Annotated in this window: 15 protein-coding genes; 5 read left to right on the top strand and 10 right to left on the bottom strand. The window is 64.4% G+C overall.

The window, feature by feature from the left end:
• Positions 1-813 (bottom strand): SDR family oxidoreductase, encoded by an 813-nt coding sequence (locus tag SH412_RS21505; RefSeq protein WP_336520081.1) that lies wholly within the window; start codon positions 811-813, stop codon positions 1-3.
• A gap of 218 nt (positions 814-1031) precedes the next feature.
• Here SH412_RS21505 and SH412_RS21500 point away from each other — a divergent pair, with 218 nt between their 5' ends.
• Positions 1032-2384, top strand: coding sequence for a dipeptidase (locus tag SH412_RS21500; RefSeq protein WP_336520080.1), 1353 nt, complete (start codon positions 1032-1034; stop codon positions 2382-2384).
• 153 nt (positions 2385-2537) lie between these two features.
• On the opposite strand, the gene SH412_RS21495 is transcribed toward SH412_RS21500, so the two are convergent.
• Positions 2538-4019, bottom strand: coding sequence for a sigma-54-dependent transcriptional regulator (locus tag SH412_RS21495; protein WP_336520079.1), 1482 nt, complete (start codon positions 4017-4019; stop codon positions 2538-2540).
• Positions 4020-4294: 275 nt separating this feature from the next.
• On the opposite strand from SH412_RS21495, the gene ispD reads away from it, so the two are divergent.
• Positions 4295-5128, top strand: a complete 834-nt coding sequence (gene ispD / locus SH412_RS21490; RefSeq protein WP_336520078.1) for a 2-C-methyl-D-erythritol 4-phosphate cytidylyltransferase — start codon at positions 4295-4297, stop codon at positions 5126-5128.
• Between the two features lie 49 nt (positions 5129-5177).
• Complete coding sequence (locus SH412_RS21485) at positions 5178-6668, top strand: M81 family metallopeptidase (RefSeq protein ID WP_336520077.1); 1491 nt, start codon at positions 5178-5180, stop codon at positions 6666-6668.
• An 89-nt stretch (positions 6669-6757) separates the two neighbouring features.
• Here SH412_RS21485 and SH412_RS21480 read toward each other — a convergent pair whose 3' ends face one another.
• From SH412_RS21480 to SH412_RS21450, 7 genes are all read right to left on the bottom strand, one after another.
• The gene (locus tag SH412_RS21480; protein ID WP_336520076.1) at positions 6758-7789 is read right to left on the bottom strand and encodes a DUF1559 domain-containing protein; all 1032 of its coding nucleotides are present in this window, start codon (positions 7787-7789) and stop codon (positions 6758-6760) included.
• 25 nt (positions 7790-7814) lie between these two features.
• Positions 7815-8864, bottom strand: a complete 1050-nt coding sequence (locus SH412_RS21475) for a DUF1559 family PulG-like putative transporter (protein WP_336520075.1) — start codon at positions 8862-8864, stop codon at positions 7815-7817.
• Positions 8865-8896: 32 nt separating this feature from the next.
• Positions 8897-9805: a DUF1559 domain-containing protein gene (locus SH412_RS21470; RefSeq protein WP_336520074.1), complete on the bottom strand. Its 909-nt coding sequence runs from the start codon at positions 9803-9805 to the stop codon at positions 8897-8899.
• A gap of 32 nt (positions 9806-9837) precedes the next feature.
• Positions 9838-10755 (bottom strand): DUF1559 domain-containing protein, encoded by a 918-nt coding sequence (locus SH412_RS21465; protein ID WP_336520073.1) that lies wholly within the window; start codon positions 10753-10755, stop codon positions 9838-9840.
• Between the two features lie 10 nt (positions 10756-10765).
• Complete coding sequence (locus SH412_RS21460) at positions 10766-11707, bottom strand: DUF1559 domain-containing protein (protein ID WP_336520072.1); 942 nt, start codon at positions 11705-11707, stop codon at positions 10766-10768.
• A gap of 79 nt (positions 11708-11786) precedes the next feature.
• A complete protein-coding gene (solA, locus tag SH412_RS21455) occupies positions 11787-12935 on the bottom strand; it encodes an N-methyl-L-tryptophan oxidase (protein WP_336520071.1) in 1149 nt (382 codons plus the stop codon).
• A 60-nt stretch (positions 12936-12995) separates the two neighbouring features.
• The gene (locus SH412_RS21450) at positions 12996-15557 is read right to left on the bottom strand and encodes a U32 family peptidase (protein WP_336520070.1); all 2562 of its coding nucleotides are present in this window, start codon (positions 15555-15557) and stop codon (positions 12996-12998) included.
• A gap of 414 nt (positions 15558-15971) precedes the next feature.
• On the opposite strand from SH412_RS21450, the gene SH412_RS21445 reads away from it, so the two are divergent.
• The gene (locus SH412_RS21445; protein WP_336520069.1) at positions 15972-18230 is read left to right on the top strand and encodes a PSD1 and planctomycete cytochrome C domain-containing protein; all 2259 of its coding nucleotides are present in this window, start codon (positions 15972-15974) and stop codon (positions 18228-18230) included.
• A 36-nt stretch (positions 18231-18266) separates the two neighbouring features.
• On the top strand, positions 18267-19622 hold the full coding sequence (locus SH412_RS21440; protein WP_336520068.1) for a DUF1501 domain-containing protein: 1356 nt from the start codon (positions 18267-18269) through the stop codon (positions 19620-19622).
• Positions 19623-19688: 66 nt separating this feature from the next.
• Here SH412_RS21440 and SH412_RS21435 read toward each other — a convergent pair whose 3' ends face one another.
• Positions 19689-21164, bottom strand: a complete 1476-nt coding sequence (locus SH412_RS21435; protein ID WP_336520067.1) for a DUF1501 domain-containing protein — start codon at positions 21162-21164, stop codon at positions 19689-19691.
• Between the last annotated feature and the right edge of the window lie 105 nt (positions 21165-21269).

The raw sequence follows: 21269 nt of genomic DNA, 5'->3' as shown, positions 1-21269 counted from the left end.
TCAGGGAGTCTCGCCGGTCGCGTGGGGCGTCGTCTGTCGCGACCGTCGCTTCTGCAGTCGCGTATTGACGTGGGCGAAGTTGTGCAGCCAGCGGTCGTAGTGCTGCGTCTTGAACTGAAAGAATTCTTCCACCTCGGCGTGTGGCAGGACCAGAAACGTCTCTTTGCGCAGTGCTTCGATGACGCACTCGGCGACATGCTCCGGCGTCACCGAACTGACATGCAAGAACTGGTGAATCGGGTCTTCCAGATCGAGGAAGTCCGTCGCCACACCGGCAGGACACAGGCACGAGACTTTGAGTCCCTGGTTGCGGTAATGCACCGAGAGCCATTCCGCAAACGCCACGGAGGCGTGTTTTGTCACCGAGTAGGCGGCAGAGCCAATTTCTGTCAGCAGCCCCGCCGCAGAGGCTGTCACGACGAATGCCCCCGCTTCGCGCTCCAGCAGATGCGGCAGCGCCGCCCGCGCCAGATAGACGTGAGCCATCACATTCACCTGCCACAGCCGGTTCCAGTCGGCGTCGGGGGTTTCGACCCCTCCCTTGGCCGTGACTCCGGCGTTGGACAGCACGGCGTCCAGACGGCCGTACCGGTTGATCGTCTGCTGGACGGCATTCTGGACGTCGACCTCCTGAGACACGTCGCATTCGATCGCCAGGCCCCCGGACTCTTCGGCGACGCTCCGGGCCGCACTCAGATCACGATCAGCGATGACGATTCCGCCCGGATGCTCCTGCTGGATTCTGCGACACAAGGCGCGCCCGATGCCGTGAGCTCCGCCGGTCACCAGGACCACGCATTCGCCGAGTTCCATATCTTTTCCGCCTCCGTGCGTTGAGCCGCCCCGCCATCAAATCAAGTCGTATCAGAGTCAACGTGCCGTTCGGACGCAAGACCAATCAGCACAACATTTTCTGGAGCGGATGCCGGTCTTCACACGGGCCTCTCGCGATTGCCGCGCCGGTCTGGCATGATTGCCCGGTTGGAACTGATGATGCCTTGTCGGCCCCGCGCCCGTATCGGAACCTCGCCATGCCCCGCTCTACCTGCCGTCTCTCGCGCCGCGGCTTTCTGTCCACCACTGCCGCCGCGATCGCCTTGGCTCAGACCCATCCCGGTCACGGGGAGTCTCCCTCTGCGGAGGCGCAGTCGCGCAGCGCCGATCCGTTTCTGACGACGACCAATCCCGGAATCGTCAAAGGGCGTGAAGCGGGCCTGGGGCTGCTGCAGCCGACGCGGGCCCAGCTTGAGCATGGATTGGAGGTCCACCGCCAGTCGCTCGTTTTTGATTCGTATGGCTTCGCACCGCGTGCGGCGTTGGACGGTGCGGCGCTGATCGCCGCCGATCAGGCGGGGGCCTCGGACCAGGAGCTGGCCGATCTGCGGGAAGAAATGGGCATGATCCGCCCGGCGCAAAGCCTGGAAGAACGGAACGAATTCGCCGAAGCCCTGCGCTGCGCCGGGGTCACCTGCATTTTTCAGAATGCCGGGGAAGAGGGGCAGGATCCCCTGCGGCTGATCAAGCGACTGGCGCGATTCACCTACCTCACCGACCAGCTCCGCGAAACGCTGATGCGCGCCACCGGCCCCGACGACCTGCTGGCGGCCAAGGCCGCAGGCAAGCATTGCCTGTATCTCACCGGCAACGGCGTTCCGCTCGCCGAACGATGGGCGACGGTCGACGAAGAGCTGGGTTTCGTGCGGATCTTCTTCCAGCTCGGCATCCGGATGATGCACGTGACTTACAACCGGCGGAACATGCTCGGCGACGGCTGCGCCGAGACCGCCAACGGCGGCCTCAGCGATTTCGGGCGGGCTGCCGTCGCCGAGATGAACCGCGTCGGCGTCATCGTCGACGTCGCCCATAGCGGCTGGCAGACCAGCCTGGAGGCGGCCAAAACGTCGACAAAACCGATGGTGGCCAGCCACACGACCTGCGACGCGCTGCAGCACCACATCCGGGCCAAACCGGACGAGGTCATCCGCGCAATCTGCGATACCGGGGGCCTCGTCGGAATTTGCTGCATTCCGCAGTTTCTGGGAGGCAAGGGGGACCTCGTCGCGCTGCTCGACCACATCGACCATGTGGTCAAGACGTTTGGCATCGACCACGTCGCGATCGGCACCGATGTCGCGCATACTTCGCAATTCGCCGCCGCACCCGCGGCGAAAGGTCCGCCGAGCCGCGGTCGGCGGCGAAATCGTTTTGCCTCCCTCTGGCCGGAGGGGGCGCTCGGCGGCAATTGGCCCGGGCAGGCCTCGCTGGCCTGGACCAACTGGCCGCTCTTCACGGTCGGGCTGGTCCAGCGGGGCTACACCGACGACGACATCGCCAAAATCCTCGGTGGCAATATGCTCCGGGTGTGTCGGGCGGTGCTCAGTTAAACGAGAGTGCCGACGATTTCACGCGACCAAGAAATGTCGAATGTCGAATGTCGAAGGCGGAATGTCGAAAGAAAGACGTCGACTGGCGCGAGCCGGCGACCGCTTCATTGCATTTCTCTGCGATACCCGAATCCCGATTCCCGTGACCCGATTCTAGCTCATCAGCCCGTAGCGCTTCATCTTGTTGTACAGCGTCACCCGGCTGATGCCGAGCTCCCGTGCACTTCGAGTCCGGCTGAAGCTGTTCTTGAGCAGCGTCTGCTCAATGATGTCCCGTTCGGTGACGGCGATCTTCCCTCCCAGGCTCTTCGGCGAGGGGACTGCCGCCTCGGCGGGGCCATGATGACCCAGGATGACCGACGCATCGTTCACCGGCCCCGCATGTCCGCTGAGGATATGCGACGGAAGGTGCTCACGTCCGATGTGGCCGTCCCGGGAATAAATCACCGCTCGCTGCATCACGTGTTCCAGTTCTCGCACATTGCCGGGCCATGGATAGTCCAGCAGGGCCTGCAGCATGTCGTTGTCGATGGCATGAATCGGCGTCCCGTGCTTGACGGAGAACTGCGCGATGAACTTCTTCGCCAGTGGGATGATGTCCATCTTGCGATGCCGAAGGGGAGGAATCACGAATTTCAGCATATTGAGGCGGTAGTAGAGGTCCGGGCGGAATTTGTGCTGTTCGACGAGCGGCTGAAGTTCCAGATTGCTGGCGACGATCAGCCGGGCTTCGCAGCGCTGCGTCTGGTTGGAGCCGACTGGCTCGAATTCGCCGGTCTCGATCACCCGCAGCAGCTTGACTTGCTGTTCGAGCCCCAGGACGTCGATTTCGTCGAGCAGAATCGAGCCTCGACGGGCCGCCACAAACTTCCCTTCCTTGTCGGCGTGAGCGCTCGTGAACGAGCCCTTCACGTGTCCGAAAAGTTCGCTTTCGATCAGGTCGTTCGGTAGAGCGCCGCAGGCAACCGGCAGGAACGGATCGTTCTTGCGGGGGGAGACTTCGTGAATCAGTCGAGACAGGAATGTCTTGCCGGCTCCGGTTTCGCCGATCAACAGGATCGTCACGTCGTGGCGGGCGGCGACTTCCAGATCGGCCAGCATCTGCTGCAGTTCGGGAGAGTTCGTTTCGAAACGACGGGTCACTCCGCTCAGGACGCTGGCCGGCCGGTCTTCCACAACGGGCGACGTTACGACCGCACGGACGGGCGTTGCCACCGGCGTTCGTGGAACGGGCTCCATGACCTGGGGCGAATCGACCTGTTCGGCCAGCGGGATCAGTTGGCCGACGAGCTTGAGAAGTTCGTGGCGATCGAGAGCGCCTCGGACGAACGGCAGGCCGCCGTCGCATGCACTGCGGGCGATCAGTTCCGGACAGTGTTCTCCGGCGAGGAGTCCGATCTTCAGTCCCGGAAACCGCTGGCGGAGAGTATCGATCAGCTTCTGCTCGACAAAGCCGCCACCCGCGGCGCGGCGGAAGTCCGCCAGAATCGCTTGAGGTCGGATGTGACGCGTGAGGTCGAGAACTTCGTCCTGCGTGTCGCAGTGCCTGACGTCGGCGTGATCCCGGAGCAGTTCCGGCAGCTCACTGTTCAGTCCGGCATCTCGACTCATCACAACGACCACTGGCTTCGACATCTCGCCTCCTTAGCGCCCCGACGGGCAGATCTGGCAAACCGGTGAGCGACTCCCGAAGGGTCTTCTGGGCCGGTCTGTTCGCGGGAATTCACTCGCTGCCAAGACCGTGAAACAAATGGGGTGCCAAAGTGTTTCGTAAAACTTACGATTGCGCCGCAACTGCTTGACAGGTTGCCGGTTAAGCAATTGGAACATCGTTGATGGCGGTTTTCCGGCTGGCGTTTCACGGGGTCTTCCGGCAACGCGCCGCCGTCCGGATGTGGTGATTCGGCAACATGCTGCGAGAGGTCAACGTCGTCGGTTTGGCGGGGCTGCGCGACCGCCGGTATCATGGCGGAATTGAGGGAGATCGCATTATGGCCACATTCGCCGTCATCCTGCCCGCCGCAGGAAAAAGCAGTCGCTTCGGGCTGCATCAGCAGCAGAACAAGAAGAAAGTCTTCGTTGACCTGAAGGGCCGGCCGGTCTGGGTTCGCACGGCGGAGCACTTCGTCAACCGGGCAGACGTCGTCCAGACGATCATCGCGGTCTCCGCAGAAGACCTGGAGTGGTTCAAGGAAAAGTTCCGACCGAACCTGGCCTTCATGAATGTGGAGATCATCGCCGGCGGGGCCGAGCGGGCCGACTCCGTCGAGCGCGCCCTGGCCCGGGTGCGGGCCGATGTGGACTTTGTCGCCGTGCACGACGCCGCCCGCCCGCTGCTGGCGAAAGAGTGGATCGACGAAGTCTTCGACGCGGCCGTCCAGACTGGCGGCGCCATTCTGGCGGCCCCGGTTACGGCGACCCTCAAACGCGTCGACTCGCGGCAATCCATTGAAGAGACCGTCCCGCGCGCCGGATTGTGGGAGGCGCAGACGCCGCAGGTCTTCCGTCGCCGGATCCTCCTGGACGCTTTCGCGAAACGAGGTTCCATGCAGCCGACCGATGAGGCTCAGCTCGTGGAAGCGATCGGGGGGTCGGTCAAAGTGGTTTCGTGCTCCCGGATGAACCTGAAGATTACCACTCAGGAAGACCTGCGGATGGCGGAGGCGCTGCTGGATGCGCTCCCGAGGGAGAAGACTCTGCGGGCGCTTCATCCGTTTGCCGACGAGGATCCACTCTTCCGGTAAGCCATCCGCCACAGAATCATTGACAGCGTCTTCCTTCTGGAGCCAGGCCATGCGCATTGCGATCGGCGGCGTCTCGCACGAAACCAGTTCGTTTTCGGTTCGGCCCACAACGCTGCACGACTTCGAGACCGGCTTCGGGCTGTTTCGCGGTTCGCAGATCGTCGAACGCTTCCGTGGCGCGAACATCTGCACGGGCGGATTTCTGGAAGGGGCCGAACGCTACGGCTTCGAAGCCGTCCCGCTCCTCTGGACGTTCGCCTATCCCAGCGGAGTGATTGAGGCGGCAGCTTACGCGACTCTCAAAGCCGAATTCCTGGAACGCCTGCGGCAGGCCGAGGCGGAAGGGGGGCCGGTGGACGGCGTGCTGCTCGATCTCCACGGTGCAATGGTCGTCGAGGGGATCGACGACGGAGATGGTGACTTCGTCGAATCCGTCCGGGCCGCCATTGGGCCGGATCGTCCGATCGTCGTCACGTTCGACCTGCACGGCAATCACACGCAGCGCCGGATCGATGCCGCGACGGCCGTCATCGGCTTCGATACTTACCCGCACATTGACATGGCCCAGCGGGGACGCGAGGCTGCCGACCTGATCGTCGCCACGCTGCAGGGCAAAGTCCGTCCCGTCACCGTCCTGCGGCAGCTCCCTCTGTTCTGGAGCACGACGTCGCAAGTCACGGCCCATCCGCCGATGGACGAAGTCCTCCGCCGCGTCCATGGGCTCGAACAGCGACCGGGCATTCTGGCGGTGACCATTTCCACGGGATTCCCCTGGGCCGACGTTCCCGACGTCGGCGCCAGCGTGATCGTCGTGGCCGACGGCGACCGGGCTCTCGCCGAGCAGACCGCCGAGGAGCTCGCCGGCTGGGTCTGGGATAACCGCGAACGCTGGTACGCGCCACCCGTCGCCGTCGCGGATGCGCTGGCTCGCGGAGAAGCGGCCGGGCGATATCCCATCATTCTCGCCGATCACGCCGACAACACGGGGGGTGGCGCACCGGGCGATTCCACCGAAATCCTGCAGACGTTCCTCGACCGCGGGTTGCAGGACGCCGTGATCCTGTACATCGTCGATCCCGAAGCCGCCCGACAGGCGCATGCCGCCGGGGTCGGGGTGAAGCTGACTTTGCCGGTCGGGGGCAAGTCGGCACCGATCCAAGGGCCGCCGGTCGTCATGCAGGCCGAAGTGATGGCCCTCTCCGACGGCGACTTCACGTACGACGGCCCGATGTATGCCGGGCTGACTGGCAACATGGGTTGCTCCGCCTGGCTCAAGCAAGGTGGGGTCTCGGTGGTCGTGGTGACTGCCGCCGAGCAACCCCTCGGACCGGCGTTCGCAAAGACGCTCGGCATCGACTGCCGGGCCATGAAATACATCGCGGTGAAATCGGCCGCTCACTTCCGGGCGTCGTTCGAGCCGTTCGCGGGATCGATCATCAACGTCGACTCCCGCGCGATCCAGACCCACGAATTCCACAAGCTGCCGTACAAGAAGCGGACGCGAAAGGTTTTCCCGGTCGAAATCCCGCCGCGCGATTGAGCACGAACCATCGGCAGGGAGAGCCGGATCTTTGATGTTTCGACGATTCAATGGCAATCGAGTGGCACAGAAATTCCTGTCTGTGCGTTTTACTCCTCCGGACTCAGCCCGCCATCGCTCCGATGCCCCATCCGTCGGTACGTGTCGAAGTCGATGTTCGCGGCGAGAAACCGGACGGAGCCGTCGGCAAACAGAAAATGGGCGCCGCCCACATGCACGCTGCCGAAGCCGCCGACGACCCGGGAATAGTCCACCAGCGGCATACCGAGTTCTTCGGCCTGCGTTTCGGTGAGTTCCCAGTTGCCCGTCCACGCGGTCGTATCGGCCGGCATGCCCGGTGACGTGATAGCGGGCCGATTGATCGACAGGCCAGTGTTGCGTAACGTCGCCCGCGTTCCCGCAATCCAGCCGGCGTTCCGCAGCAGATCGCCGGTCACTTCGCCGACGGCAATCGTGCAGGCTCTCCCGTCCGTGATATCCCGCCAGCGGACGCCGCTGTTGAGAAACAGCACGCCATGCTGGTCGACGTCAATCGGCAGTTCGGTATCGTGGTGACAGCCGGCGTAGTGCGAAAGACACGTGATTCGCTGCTCCGACGCCCATTCGTCCATCGGCATCGATGGAGGGATTTCCGCATTGGGAGGCGGGATGAATGATGGATCCTCGGCGGACCCTGGCTGATACGGCAGTACCGTCTGAACCACGTTCGCCGAACTGCAAAGCAATACCCCGAGACGCGTCGCCCGCGCGACGGCATTGGCCTTCGCGTAGACCGAATGACCGAAGTCGAGTTTTCGGTACGTGCCCTGGTGCTCAAGATACGGCAGGAGCTGCGCGATCCAGCTCATGTGGTAACCCTGCATCCGGCTCAGGACGGGCGCCGTGTCGTTCACCGACCCCGGCGGCAACCGCCCGAAGGTGTGGGTGTAGCTCTGCAGCGCAAAGCCGATATTCATCAGGTTGTTGCGACACTGGAACTTCCGGGCGTTTTCGCGCGCCTGCTGGACTGCGGGCAATAGAACTCCCATCAACACGGCGATCACGCTGACTACGACGACCAGTTCGATCACCGTAAAACCGGTCGAAGGCGCAGAGCGTGGTTCTTGCCGCAACGACTTCATCGCGATCGCTCCCCGTTCCGGTCGTCTATTCAAAGCTGACCAGGTTGCCGTCGTGGCGATTGCCCAGGTTTTGATAGAGCTTCCCGTCGATGTTCTGCCCGATGAAGCGGACCGCACCATCGGCGAACAGAAAGTTCGCCCCGGCGGTGTGGAAGCTGCCGAAGCCGCCGACCCAGCGGTTCCAGTCGGTTTGCGGCAAATCCGAAGCGTTATACAGATTCGCGGATTCCAGCGTGTCGATGTTTTCCTCCCAGGCGATCTGGCCGGAGATTCCGCTCCCGCGCGTCATCGGCGGACCGGCGAGCGGCGTTCCCGTATTGCGGAGCGTGCTCCGGTTGCCGAGCATCCACCCGCCGTTCCGCACCAGGTCGCCGTTCGTCTCGCCGACGAGGATCGTCTGCGAGCGACCGTCGGCGATGTCCCGCCAGCGGACGCCGCTGTTGAGAAACAGCACCCCATTCTGCGCCGCGTCGATCAGCGCCTCGACATCGTGATGGCAGGCGGCGTAGCTGGTTTGGGTGGCGTTCCGCGGATCCCCCTGCTGTCCGCCATACATGCCGTACGAATCGAACGGTTGCGTGAGATCGCTGACGTCGACGTCCCTGGACTCCGTCTCTCCCTCGGTCTTCGGCAGCGGAATCACCAGCACCTGGGTGACGGAGTACGACGACGGGCAGAGCAGCACCGTCAGTTGCGAAGCGCGGGCCGCCGCATTGGCCGGTGCAAACACCGGCTGAGCGAAATCGACCTTGCGCCAGGTCCCCGGGGCCTCCAGGTAGGGCAGAATCTGCGTGATCCAGCTCATCGGCTGATCGTTCAACGTGTTGAGCACCGGTGCGGTCGCATTGACGCAACCCGGCGGAAAGCGATCGAACGTCTGCACGTAATGCTGCAGAGCCAGTCCGATGTTCAGAAGGTTATTCTTGCACTGCATCCGCCGGGCCCCTTCGCGGGCCTGCTGCACCGCCGGGAGCAGGAGCGAGATCAGCACGGCGATCATCGCGACGACCATGGTCATCTCGATGATTGTGAATCCGCCTCGCGGAGCCGCCGGATGCCATCGTCGATCGATCATGAACTCACTCCGTCACCGACTGGAAGGCCAACTTAGAAGTCGCCGGGGTCTTCACCGTCAGTCCGATGAATCAACGAGCGGTAGACTGCACGATTGATGTTCTGGCTGAGAAACCGGGCGCTGCCGTCGCACATCAGGAAATGCCCGCCGCCCGTGTGGAAGCTGTTAAAGCCGCCCACGTACTCAGACTGCGTCGGGTCGAGGCCGGCCTGTCCGGTCAGGGAAGGACCCCAGCCGGTCGGGACGCCTGCGTTGAGTAGAAATCCCCCGTTGCGGAGCGACGAGCGAGTCCCGGACATCCACCCGAGCGTGGCGCCGTAGTCGGCCGCCGATTCACCGATGACGAGCGTCTGTGACAGGCCGTCGGGCAGATCCCGCTCTCCCACGGAACTGTTGAGAAACAGCACGCCGTTCTGATCGACGTCGATCGGAGCTTCCACGTCGTGGTGAATTCCGAAATAGCTGGTCGGTCGGGTCTCCAGCGTCCAGACGCCGTCCTTCGAGACGAACGTGTTTGGATGAATGTGAGGATCGCTCATGCACAGCAACACCTGCGGCTGGTGCCGGCGGACGGCGTCGTGAACCGGCGCGTAGACGCTGTGCGTGAAATCGAGCTGGCGCCAGGCGGCGGACTCTTCCAGGTGGGGCAGCAATTGCGTCAGCCAGCTCATGTGATAGCCGGGGGGCGTGCTCGCAATCGGCCCGGTGTCGTTCTGCGACCCGGGGGGAAAGACGCCGTGGGCGTCGAGGTAGTTGTGCAGCGCGACGCCGAGATTGATCAGATTGGTTCGGCAGCGCGCCCGTCGGGCGGCCTCGCGGGCCTGCTGCACGGCCGGCAGGAGCAGAGCCACCAGAATCGCCATGAGCGCAGCGACGACCAGCATCTCGATCAGCGTGAAGCCGCCGCGGGAAGCCTGGGATCGTGATCGTCTCTTGGTCATTATTCGAGCCTGAGTCCGCCAGAGCCATCGAATCAAAACTCGCCGGCATCGGCCCCGTCGGCGCGGTGAATCAACGACCGATAGACGGCCGGCGCGATATTTTCGCTGAGAAAACGAATGCTCCCGTCGCCCAGCACGAAGTGCCCGCCGCCGGTGTGGTTGCTCCCGAAGCCGCCGACATAATCGGGCTGGGTCGTGTCGGGCCGCGTAGCCGCCAGAGTTGCGTTTCGCCAGTTTCGGGGAGTGATCGAGTTGATCGTTGTCCCGCCGTTGCGGAGCGAAGACCGCGTGCCGGACATCCAGCCGAGCAACGAGGACGGATCGTTATATCCTTCGCCAGCGATGAGCGTCTGGGACAGGCCGTCGGGCAGATCCCGCTCCCCCACCGAACTGTTGAGAAACAGCACGCCATTCTGATTGACGTCGATCGGAGCTTCCACGTCGTGATGAAAGCCGAAATAACTGGTCGGACGCGTCTCCAGCGTCCAGACGCCGTCTTTCGAGACAAACGTGTTCGGATGCAGATCCGGGTCACTGGGGCACAGCAGAATCGAGGGCTGATACTGTCGCACGCGGTCGTGGACCGGAGCGTAAACGCTCTGCGTAAAGTCGAGCTGATGCCAGGCGGCAGACTCGCCCAGATGGGGCAGGAGCTGCGTCAGCCAGCCCATGTGATAACCGGGGGGCAAGCTCGCAATCGGCCCGGCGTCGTTCTGCGACCCGGGGGGAAAGACGCCGTGGGCGTCGAGGTAGTTGTGCAGCGCCACGCCGATGTTGACCAGGTTCACTTTGCAGTGCGTCCGCCGGGCGGCCTCGCGGGCCTGCTGAATGGCCGGCAGCAGCAACGACACCAGAATCGCGATCAGCGCAGCGACGACCAGCAGCTCGATCAGCGTGAAGCCGCGTGCGAATCGACGGACTCGCTGTCCGGGCGTGCTGGAAATCGGCATGCAGGTCCCCTCAGAAATCGGAGACCAGTTGCCCGTCCTTGCGATCCGCCAGCCGGCGCAGCAGGCCGGGGTCGGTGCTCAGGCTGAGGAATCGGACGCTGCCATCCCCCATCAGCGCCTGCCATCCCCCCAGGTGCGCGCTGCCGAAACCGTCGGCAGGGGGCGCCGGCGGACTGGCCGGGGCGGAACTGGCGTCTCCCGCCGCTGGTACAGACTCGTCTTCAAGCGAAACTTCGATCGGGGTGATTGGCGTCGGTCGACGGTTCGTCGGTTTCGTTCCCATATTCCGGAGCGACGAGCGCGTCCCCGACAGCCAGCCGAGCTGCGGCCCGTCATCGAAGAACATCTCTCCGACGAAAATTGTATAGGTCGTTCCGTCGAGCACGTCGTCGAGCCGCACGGAGCTGTTGAGAAACATCACGCCGTTCTGGTCGACGTCGATCGGCGCCGTGACATCGTGATGGCAGCCGGCATAGCTGGTCAGCGCGGCCTGAATGGGGGGATTCGACCCCGTCACCGTCACGCGTTTCGGCAGCGACTCGGACGGGCAGACCAGCCCGGAAATCATGTGTTCTCGAACGGCGGTGTTGGCCGCGGAATAGACGCTCTGCGTCAGGTCGAGCTGCTTCCAGGCATTTCCCTGATCCAGGTACGGCAGGATCTGCGCGATCCAGCTCACGTCGTATCCGACGGGCTGATTGAGAATCGGCCCCGTTGCGTTGACCACGCCGGGCGGCAGCGTCTCGAACGCCATCTCGTAGTTGTGCAGCGCGATGCCGAGGTTCATCAGGTTGTGCCGGCACTGCGTCCGCCGGGCGGCTTCGCGGGCCTGCTGCACCCCCGGCAGCAGCATGGCGATCAGGATCGCGATGATGGCAATCACCACCAGCAGTTCGATGAGCGTAAAACCCCGGCGATTCGCCGCAGGAGCAGAGCCAGTTGCAGCAGCCATAGAACATTCCCGAGAACGGGGCGGACGTGTCGTCCCGTTCAGCGTGGCAGGAATCGGCCCGTCAATCAAGCGACAGGCTTCAGAGCGTGTCACCCGGTCCGCGAAACCGCTGTAGCCCAAGGAAGCCGATCGGCAGATCGGTCCGCCCGTCCGTCGCCAGGTCCGCCAGCGCCTGCCCCACCACCGGACAGAACTTGAACCCATGCCCCGAGAACCCTGCGGCAAAGACGACCTGCGGATGCTCGGGATGCCGGTCAATGAGAAAGTGACGGTCCGGCGAGAGCGTATACATGCAGGCCGACGTGTGATCCGGACGAGGAACGACGTCGGGCAGCACGTCTGCCAGGAATGTCTGCAGTCGAACAACGTCCTCGGAAGAGACCGTACGGTTCAACGCGGTCGGGTCGGCGACCGGTTCGGCGCCGCTGTGCTCGGCGGCCTTGATCGTTCGGCCGTCCAGACTCGGAAAGCCATAGAACGCCCCGTCGGAGTGCTCCACGTAGAACGTCGGCATGCCGGAGTCTGCTCTCGAACGGTCTGCCGGAGCCGGGAACCAGCCCGCGACTTTCCGGACGACGGTCAGCGGCAGGGACAGGTCGCGCAGCAGTTCGCCGGCCCAGGCCCCGGCGGTGATCACCAGCCGGTCAGCGACGTATTCTCCGCGATCGGTGCGGACGACCGCCTGCGCGCCGCGGACAACCCAGCTTCGAACCGGTTCGTCCTCGCGGAGGACCGCTCCGCCCGCGCGGGCCGCCGACCACTGGGCCCGCACGCACTCTTCCACCAGCAAGTAGCCCGCCTTTGGCTCGAAGACGGCCGCGTGCGACTCGGGCAGGCGAAAGAGGGGAAAGCGTCGGGCGGCGTCGTCGCGTGAAAGATCTTCCAACGACAGTCCGTGCTGCGTCGCCGCCAGCCGGGCGCCGCTCACCGCTTCGCCGTCCGACAGCCCGGCGATCAGCAGCCCGACGGGAAAATAGAGCTGCCGGCCGCAGTCTCCTTCGAGCCGGTTCCACTGCTCGTAGGCTCTCAACAGCAGCGGCACGTAGTCAGGGTGCTCGAAGTAGCACTGCCGGATGATCCGCGATTCGCCGTGCGAACTGCCGCGGTCGTGGGCCTGCTGGTGCTGTTCCAGACCCAGCACGCGCAGCCCCCGACGGGCCAGTTCCACGCAGGCGGCACTTCCCATGCCCCCCAGTCCGATCACGATGCAGTCCCAGTGCTCGGTCACAATGTGGCTCCCAGCGGTCAGGACAAGTTCCGAAGATCTCGCGGTGGTTGACGGCGTCCGTCAGAGAATCGCCAGCGGATTCCGTCGTTCTTCCAGCGTGCCGCGCGTGACACCCACGCGGTTCATCGCCTTGAGCTGCTGCCAGACATCGGGACCCCGGACCCGTCCGGCAAGCAGATCGCTGTAAATCTTCAGGGTGCTCTGGATATCGTCCGCCGTCTCTTCCAGCAGCTCAATCCGGAAGTCCCGCAGCCCCTGTTCGATGAGCGTGGGAATGACTTCCGCGGAACTTTGCGGGACGGCATTGTAAAGCGTGTTCCGACAGCCGACGTCCGCCTTGAGCGGGTGCTCCATCCCGACCCGGTCGCGCAGTTCGACCTTGTGGACATCGCAGGGCCGGCCGCAGTTCGCCTTGTTCGTCCCGGGGGACATGACCGCACAGAAGACGCAATGCTCCATGTGGAACATCGGCATGTGCTGGTGCACGACGACTTCCAGCCAGTCGGGCGGAACCACGCCGACCAGGTCGAGCAATTGTTCGCGATTCAGGTCGTACGACGCCGTCACGCGCTCGGCCCCCTGTTCCAGCAGGTACTGCACCGTCAGTTCGTTGGTCGCATTCAGCGAGAAGTCGGCGACGAACGGCAACTGGCGCTCGGCGCAGAACCGCACGCCCGCCAGGTTGCGGACCAGCAGACCATCCGGCGCGTGTTTGACCAGCGCCCGGAACAGTCCCGCCTCATCGGGCTTCTGAATGCGAAGCGTCGCCAGCCAGATCTTCGCCCCGGCCGCGCGGGCCTGCGCGACTGCTTCGCGATACTCCCGGATATCCTGGAATTCGGCGGTGATCTCCGTCGCGCCGGTCGCCAGCACGGCCCGGACCTGATCGAGAGTCCGGCAGAGCCAACGCAGTCGCGGCGCGGTCGCCTGCTGTGCCGCCCGATGCACGGCGACATCCGGCAGACTGCTCCGCAGCACGGGCAACACAGGCTCGTCGGCAATTCGGCGGGACGGCGGCGATTGCAGCGCGGCGTCGAGCCGGGCGATCAGCTCCCGCCGCAGCCCCGACAGCACGCTCATGGGGAGCATCGGCGCTCCCTCGACGACGGCGTCGAGCAGCCGAAGTTCATACGGCGTATGCCCCAATCGCGAAAGCTGTTCCCGCAGCCACATCTCGGAGACCGGATGCTTGCGGGCGACTTCCAGCGGAGCTTCCCCCTCTACAGCGACATGCTGACCGGATTCGGTCGTGGCGCTCAACCGGGGGACGTCACCCACGACGGCCCGGACAGTCATGTCGACCGGCAGTTTGCGGAGCGGGTCAGGACCCGCGAATGACTTTCGCAGCCGCTGCGTGAGCTGCGGATCGTCGGTCTTCCAGACCTGCAGGCCCGGTTCGATCCGTTCGAGGTCGAGGCTGTCGTGCATGAACGCCAGTTCGACGACGCCCGTCGTGGCGGGGGTTTCGAGGAGATGGCCGCGGCGGAACACGCCGTAGACCCGGCCTCCCTGTTCGGCCCCTGCGACGCGATCCCCTTCGAACACGAGGCCGTCGCCGCGCGAAATCGGGGCATGAATCCGTACGAGGACCCGGTCCTGCTGCACGCGAACCACCGAACCGATGCAGACGCCACGCTTTGCCGAACTGAGACCAGGCACCAACCGCTTATGGTCGTTCCCTTCCAGCCACCCGGGGGAGAAGCCGCGGGAAAAGGAGAGCTCCATCTCGCGAACATCGTCCGCGGAGAACGCGACGGGCTGGCCCGCAAACGCCGCATCGATCGCCCGGCGGTAGTGCCGGGTCATGTTGGCCACGTATTCGGGAGTCTTCAGCCGGCCTTCGATCTTGAACGAGCAGATCCCGGCCGCGAGCAGTTCCGGCGCCAACGCGTACGCCGCGAGATCCTGCGGGCTGAGCAGATACTTCACCGCTCCCAGATCGACATCTTCGCCATCGCAGATCAGCTCGTAAGGGAGCCGGCAGGCCTGCGCGCATTGCCCTCGGTTGGCGCTGCGTCCCCCCAGCGATTCGCTGGTGAGGCACTGGCCGGAGTAAGCGACGCACAGCGCTCCGTGAACGAAGGCTTCCAGCTCGACGTCGGACCGGCCGTGAATCTGATCGATCTCGCGAATCGACAGCTCCCGGGGAAGGACCACGCGCTCGATGCCCAGTTCCTCGGCGACGTTGATGCACTCGGCGCTGGTGAGGGTCATCTGCGTGGAAGCATGGATCGACAGGTCGGGGCAGATCGAGCGAATCAGCCGGACGAGTCCCAGATCCTGCACGAGGACTGCGTCGACACCGGCTGTGGCGAGTTCACGGACAGTCTGCTCGACCTCGGGCAGCTCGTTCGTGAAGACCAGCGTATTGAGCGTGACGTAGCCCTTCACCCCGCGGTGATGCAGCTCGGCCATGATCTCGGGGAGGGTCGCCAGATCCAGATTCGTGGCGCGGGCGCGGGCGTTAAAGCCGTGCGTCAGGCCGAAGTAGACCGCGTCGGCCCCGTTCTCAATCGCCGCACGGAGACAATCCCGATCCCCAGCAGGCGCAAGGAGTTCCGGCTTGCGCAGGCGGGGTGGGGCGATGGCGGCAGCAGAATCCAGGGCGGGCGAGGCGGTCATGCGCAATCCAGCGGGGCGGGGCGAGGAACGCTTCAGTATAGCCGGACGGGGGGCAGAGCGAAGCGGGACAGGGATTTCGCGCAGCGATCCGCGATTTCCGAAGGTGCCACAACTGCCACGCCGATTTCATTCGGAATGACGTCATTCTCCCGGCGCTCTCAAGAGCACCGACAGGCCTGATGACGCCCTTTCCCGTTTCACGGCGAGTTCGCCGGTGAATGCGGCAGGTGCGTTCTCAGCTTCGGGATTCTCACGGATCGGCAGGAAATGGGATATTGACATCCAATTTCCTGCCGATCAGAATCAACAGTGGAGTGCGTCGTCGATGCCCGGACTCGATACACTCGACCCCGCCTGCGAAATCCCACCCCGGACCCTGACCCGGAATCCATCCCCCCTGCGGGAGCCTGATTGATGTTCTCTCCTGCTCGGGCCGGTTCGTCGAGTTGTCGCACGTGGCTGCTGCCCCTGACGCTGGGCATGCTGGGAGTGATCCCCGCCCAAGCGCGGGCGGACGACAGGAGCGACTTCTTTGAGAAGCGCATCCGCCCGGTGCTGATTGATAAGTGCGGCGAATGCCATGCCGGGAAGACGCCCGAGGGCGACCTGAGCATTGAGCGGCTCGCCGACCTCACCAAAGGAGGCATGAGCGGGCCTGCGCTGGCCGTCGGCAAGCCGGAGTCCAGCGAACTCATCAAGCGGCTCGAAACCAGCAACAAAGAGCTGGTCATGCCCCCGGAAGAACCGCTCCCCGCGAATGTCATCGCCGACTTCAAACAGTGGATCCGCGACGGAGCCGTCTGGCCGGAATCAGCCGGCCCCATGATGGACCCCACAGCCGCCAATGAACTCCCCTGGGCCTTTCATCCGCTCCAGACGGTCAGTGTGCCCGAAGTGAAAGACGCGGCCTGGCGCCGGACGGAAATCGACCGCTTCATCCGCGCCGCTCAGGAATCGCAGCAGTTGACGCCCGTGTCTCCGGCGGACAAGCGGACGCTCCTGCGGCGGGTGACGCTCGATCTGACCGGCCTGCCGCCCACGCCGGCCGAGCGGGAAGCCTTCCTCGCCGACGAGTCCCCCGAGGCCTTTGCCAGTGTGGTCGATCGTCTGCTGGCCAGCGACGCCTATGGCGAACGCTGGGGCCGGCACTGGCTGGACCTCGTCCGCTACGCGGACACGAGCGGCGACGGGACCGACATGCCGGTCCCCGAAGCCCGCTACTACCGCGACTACGTGATCGCCGCCTTCAACCGCGACATGCCCTATGACCAGTTTCTGGTCGAACAGCTCGCCGGGGACCTTCTGGCGCAGCAGACGCCCGACGATGCGCGGAACCATGAGAAGATCATCGCGACTGGGTTCATCGCGCTGTCCCGGCGGTTTGGCAACTCGCGGAACGCGGAATACGAACTGATCGTCGACGACACCATCGACACCATGGGCCGGGCGATGCTGGGGTTGACGCTCGGCTGCGCCCGCTGCCATCACCACAAGTTCGACCCGGTGACGTCGGAAGACTACTACGGCCTGTTCGGCTACTTCCATAGCACGCTCTATCCCCACGCTGGAACCGAGCATCAGAAGGAGCGGGCCGACTTCGTTTCGCTGACGGTTCCGGAGTCGCTGAAGACCGTTTACGACTCCCCCGAAGCGTGGGCGGTCCGGGACAAACCGAAGTGCGCGGGTGATGTTCCCGTATACATGGGTGGCGATCCACGCAAGATGGGTGGTCCCGCTCCGCGGGCTTATCTGAGCGCCATCGATCCGGCGAAACCGACGATTCCCGAGGGTCAGAGCGGCCGGCTGGAGCTTGCGAAGTGGATCGCCTCGCCGACCAATCCGCTGACGCCGCGGGTGGTCGTCAATCGCATCTGGCAGTACCACTTCGGCAAAGGGCTGGTGGCGACGCCGAGCAACTTCGGCAAGCAGGCCGAGCCCGCCAGCCACCCGGAGCTGCTCGACTGGCTGGCGCGCGAGTTCATGGATCACGGCTGGTCGTTCAAGCATCTGCATCGAAAAATCGTGCTGTCGGCGGTCTACCAGCTCGGCAGCGTCGAGCAGCCGGAACAGGCGAAGCTCGACGAGGCCAACCGCTGGTACTGGCGGTTCGATCGGCAGCGGATGGATGCGGAGACGCTGCGGGATTCGATCCTCGCCGTCAGCGGGACGCTCGAACCGGGGACTGGCGGCCGGCATCCGTTCCCGCCGAATGACAAGCTGAAATTCAGTCAGGGGAATCCCTTCACCGCAATCTACGACCACAATCACCGGTCGGTCTACCTGATGGAGCCCCGGCTCAACAAGCACCCGTTCATGGCCCTCTACGACGGTCCCGATCCGAACAAGAGCACGGACGTGCGGGCCAGTTCGACGGTGGCGCTGCAGGCGCTGTCGATGATGAACGGCGCGTTTCTGCGCGAGAAATCGAACGCACTGGCGAAACGCCTCAGCGACGCGGCGCCCGCGTGGGAAGCCCGTGTGCAGCTCGCCTATGAACTGGTCCTGAACCGCCCGGCGGTAGCGGCCGAGCAGACCGAGGCGCTGCAGTATCTGGATGCGTACCAGTCTCAATTGCAGTCGGAAGGACGCACGCCGGAAGAGGCGGGTGATCTCGCCTGGGCCAGCTTTGCGCGGGTCATGCTGAGTTCGAACGAGTTTGTTTACGTCGATTGACCACGGGACGCGATTCCGAAGTGCGGAGAGTCCGACATGTCGAACGAACTTTCACGACGCGAAGTGCTGCGGCAGGCGGTGGCGGGCGCCCTGGGGCTGGGGGCTCTCGGAGCTTCGCCGCTCCTGGCCGGAACGAATCCCCTGGCGCCGCAGGCAACGCAGTTCGCGGCCCGGGCGAAGCGGGTGATTCTGTTCTTCATGCCCGGCGGCGTGTCACACGTCGATTCGTTCGATCCCAAGCCGGCCCTCCGGCGGGATCACGGGAAAGAGGTCGGTAAGGATCGAATCCTCACCGGGAGCCTGTGGGGTTCGCAGCGGTATGGGGAATCGGGACTGGAGATTTCGGACCTGTTCCCCTACACGGGCCAGTGCGCCGACGACCTGTGCCTGATTCGCTCGATGCACGGCGACAAGGGGGATCACTTTGAAGCGACGCTCAGCATGCACTCCGGCGCAATGGCGGGGACGCTGCCGGGCGTCGGGGCCTGGGTGAGCTATGGCCTGGGGACCGAGAACGCGAATCTGCCGTCGCACGTGGTGTTTGCGGAGAAGCTGCCGTATGCCGGCTCGCAGGCGTGGGATTCGAACTTTCTGCCGGCGTATCATCAGGGGACGCGGATCACGCCGGGGGCCGAGCCGATCGCCAATCTGAATCCCGATCCCGCCCTGGCCCGCTACCAGTCCCGCGAACTGGAATTGCTGGGCCGGATGAACGCCCGGCATCGCGACGCACGGCCAGGGGACGGCGTGCTCGACGCCCGGATGTACTCGTTCGAGGCGGCGGTCGGTCTGCAGAAGACGGCGCCGCAGGTCTTTGACCTGGCGGACGAATCGGAAGAGACGTTCAAACTCTACGGCATCGACCGCAACGACACGAAGAGCTTCGCCTGGCAGTGCCTGGTGGCCCGGCGGATGAGCGAGCGGGGCGTGCGGTTCATCGAGCTGATCGACAAGGGGGCCAGCGGAAACTGGGACGCGCACAGCAAGATGCAGTCCTACGACAAGCTGGCGAAGAACGTCGACCGCGGCATGGGGGCGTTGATCACGGATCTCAAACAGCGCGGCCTGCTGGATGAGACGCTGATCGTCTGGTGCACCGAGTTCGGCCGGACCCCCAGTGCCAAGAAGGACGCGGCGGACGGGCGCGACCATTACAAGGACGCCTTCACCTGCTGGCTCGCCGGCGGCGGCGTGAAGGGGGGGATGGCCTACGGCGCGACCGACGAGCACGGCATCAAGATCGTGGAGAACCCGGTCCACATCCACGACTTCCACGCCACCATCCTGCACCTGCTCGGCTTCAACCACACGAAGCTGACCTATTTCTTCTCCGGCCGCGACTTCCGCCTGACGGGTCTGGCAGGCAAGGTCGTGACGGACATTCTTGCGTAGAGCGGAAGTCTGAGATGGTTTACAGGCTCCGCCTGGGAACGCGGGTGCTGGGCGTCGAGATGTCCCCTACGCGATGATTTCGTGAATCGGTTCGATGTGCTCCACGCCGACCAGCTTTTGATCCAGGCCGCTGTAGAAGTAGGACAGCTTGTTGGGATCGAGGCCCATCTGATTCAGGATTGTGGCGTGCAGGCGCTTGACGTGCATCGGCTGGTCGACGGCGGCTGAACCGAGTTCATCGGTCGTGCCAACGCTGACGCCCCCTTTCAGGCCGCCGCCGGCCATCCACATGGTGAAGCCGTAGGAGTTGTGGTCCCGGCCGGTCCCCTTGGCGTACTCTGCCGTCGGTTGCCGGCCGAACTCGCCCCCCCAGACGACGAGCGTATCTTTCAGCATGTCGCGCTGCTTCAGGTCCTGCAGCAGGGCGGCGATCGGCTGATCGGTGTTGTAGGCGTGATAGTTGTGGTTCTTCTCGATGTCCGAGTGGGCGTCCCAGTTGTCGTCGTTGTGGGCGCCGCCCGAGTAGACCTGAATGAACCGGACGCCGCGTTCGACCAGCCGGCGGGCGAGCAGGCACTTGGTCCCGAAGTCCTTCTTTCGCGGATCGTCGAGGCCGTAGAGTTTCTGAGTGTCTGCGGTCTCCTGGCCGAAGTCGGTCGCTTCGGGGGCGCTCTCCTGCATTTTGTAGGCCAGTTCGTAGCTGGCGATCCGGGCCTGCAGATCGCTGTTACCGGGGCGGATCGAGGCGTGTTCGACGTTCTGGGCATGCAGCGCGTCGAGGAGTTCGCGCTGGGCGGCTCGCGTCATGCCGTCGCGCGGCTTGAGGTCCAGGATGGGCGCGCCCTGCGTGCGGAACGTCGTCCCCTGGTAGGTGGCGGGCATGAAGCCGCTCGACCAGTTCTTGGCGCCGCTGATCGGACCGCCGGTCGGGTCGAGCATCACCACGAAGCCGGGCAGGTTCTGGTTCTCGCTGCCGAGGCCGTAGTTGACCCACGAGCCCAGGCAGGGGAAACCGGAGAGGATCCGGCCGGAGTTCATCATCAACATGGCTGAGCCGTGAATTGGCGAGTCGGCGGTCATTGAGTGCAGGAAGGCCATATCGTCGACGTGCTGTGCGAGATGCGGGAAGAGGTCACTGACCCACTTGCCGCATTCGCCGTACTGCTTGAAGTTCCAGCGCGGCTCGACGATCCGGCCTTCGTTCTTGTGGCCGCCGCGACCGAAGGTCTTGACTGCGATCGTCTGGTTATCCCGGCCCTTCATGGCCGGTTTGTAATCGAACGTGTCGATGTGGCTCGGGCCGCCGTACATGAAGAGGAAGATCACGTTCTTCGCCCTGGGAGCGAAGTGCGGCGGTTTGGGGGCGAGCGGATTCTGCCACGGCGTTGAGCCGTCGGCCGCGACTGCCTGGCGGTCCAGAAAGCCGTCCTGATCGAGGAGGCCGGCGAGGGCCAGTCCGGCGAAGCCGCCGCCGGCCTGCCAGAGGAACTCGCGACGGGTTCGTCCGCAGAAGCCGCCGGTGGGGTGATTGTTTGAGGCCATGTCAGGTTCCTGGCTGTGTCAGGCAGGGGAGTTTTCGGAACGGAGACAACCACGAATCACACGAATGAGCACGAATCGGAGTGTCAACAATGCAGACTGATTCCT

The organism is Planctellipticum variicoloris (genome assembly GCF_030622045.1).
Taxonomy (GTDB): domain Bacteria; phylum Planctomycetota; class Planctomycetia; order Planctomycetales; family Planctomycetaceae; genus Planctellipticum; species Planctellipticum variicoloris.
This window is presented reverse-complemented; position numbering and strand designations above follow the sequence as displayed.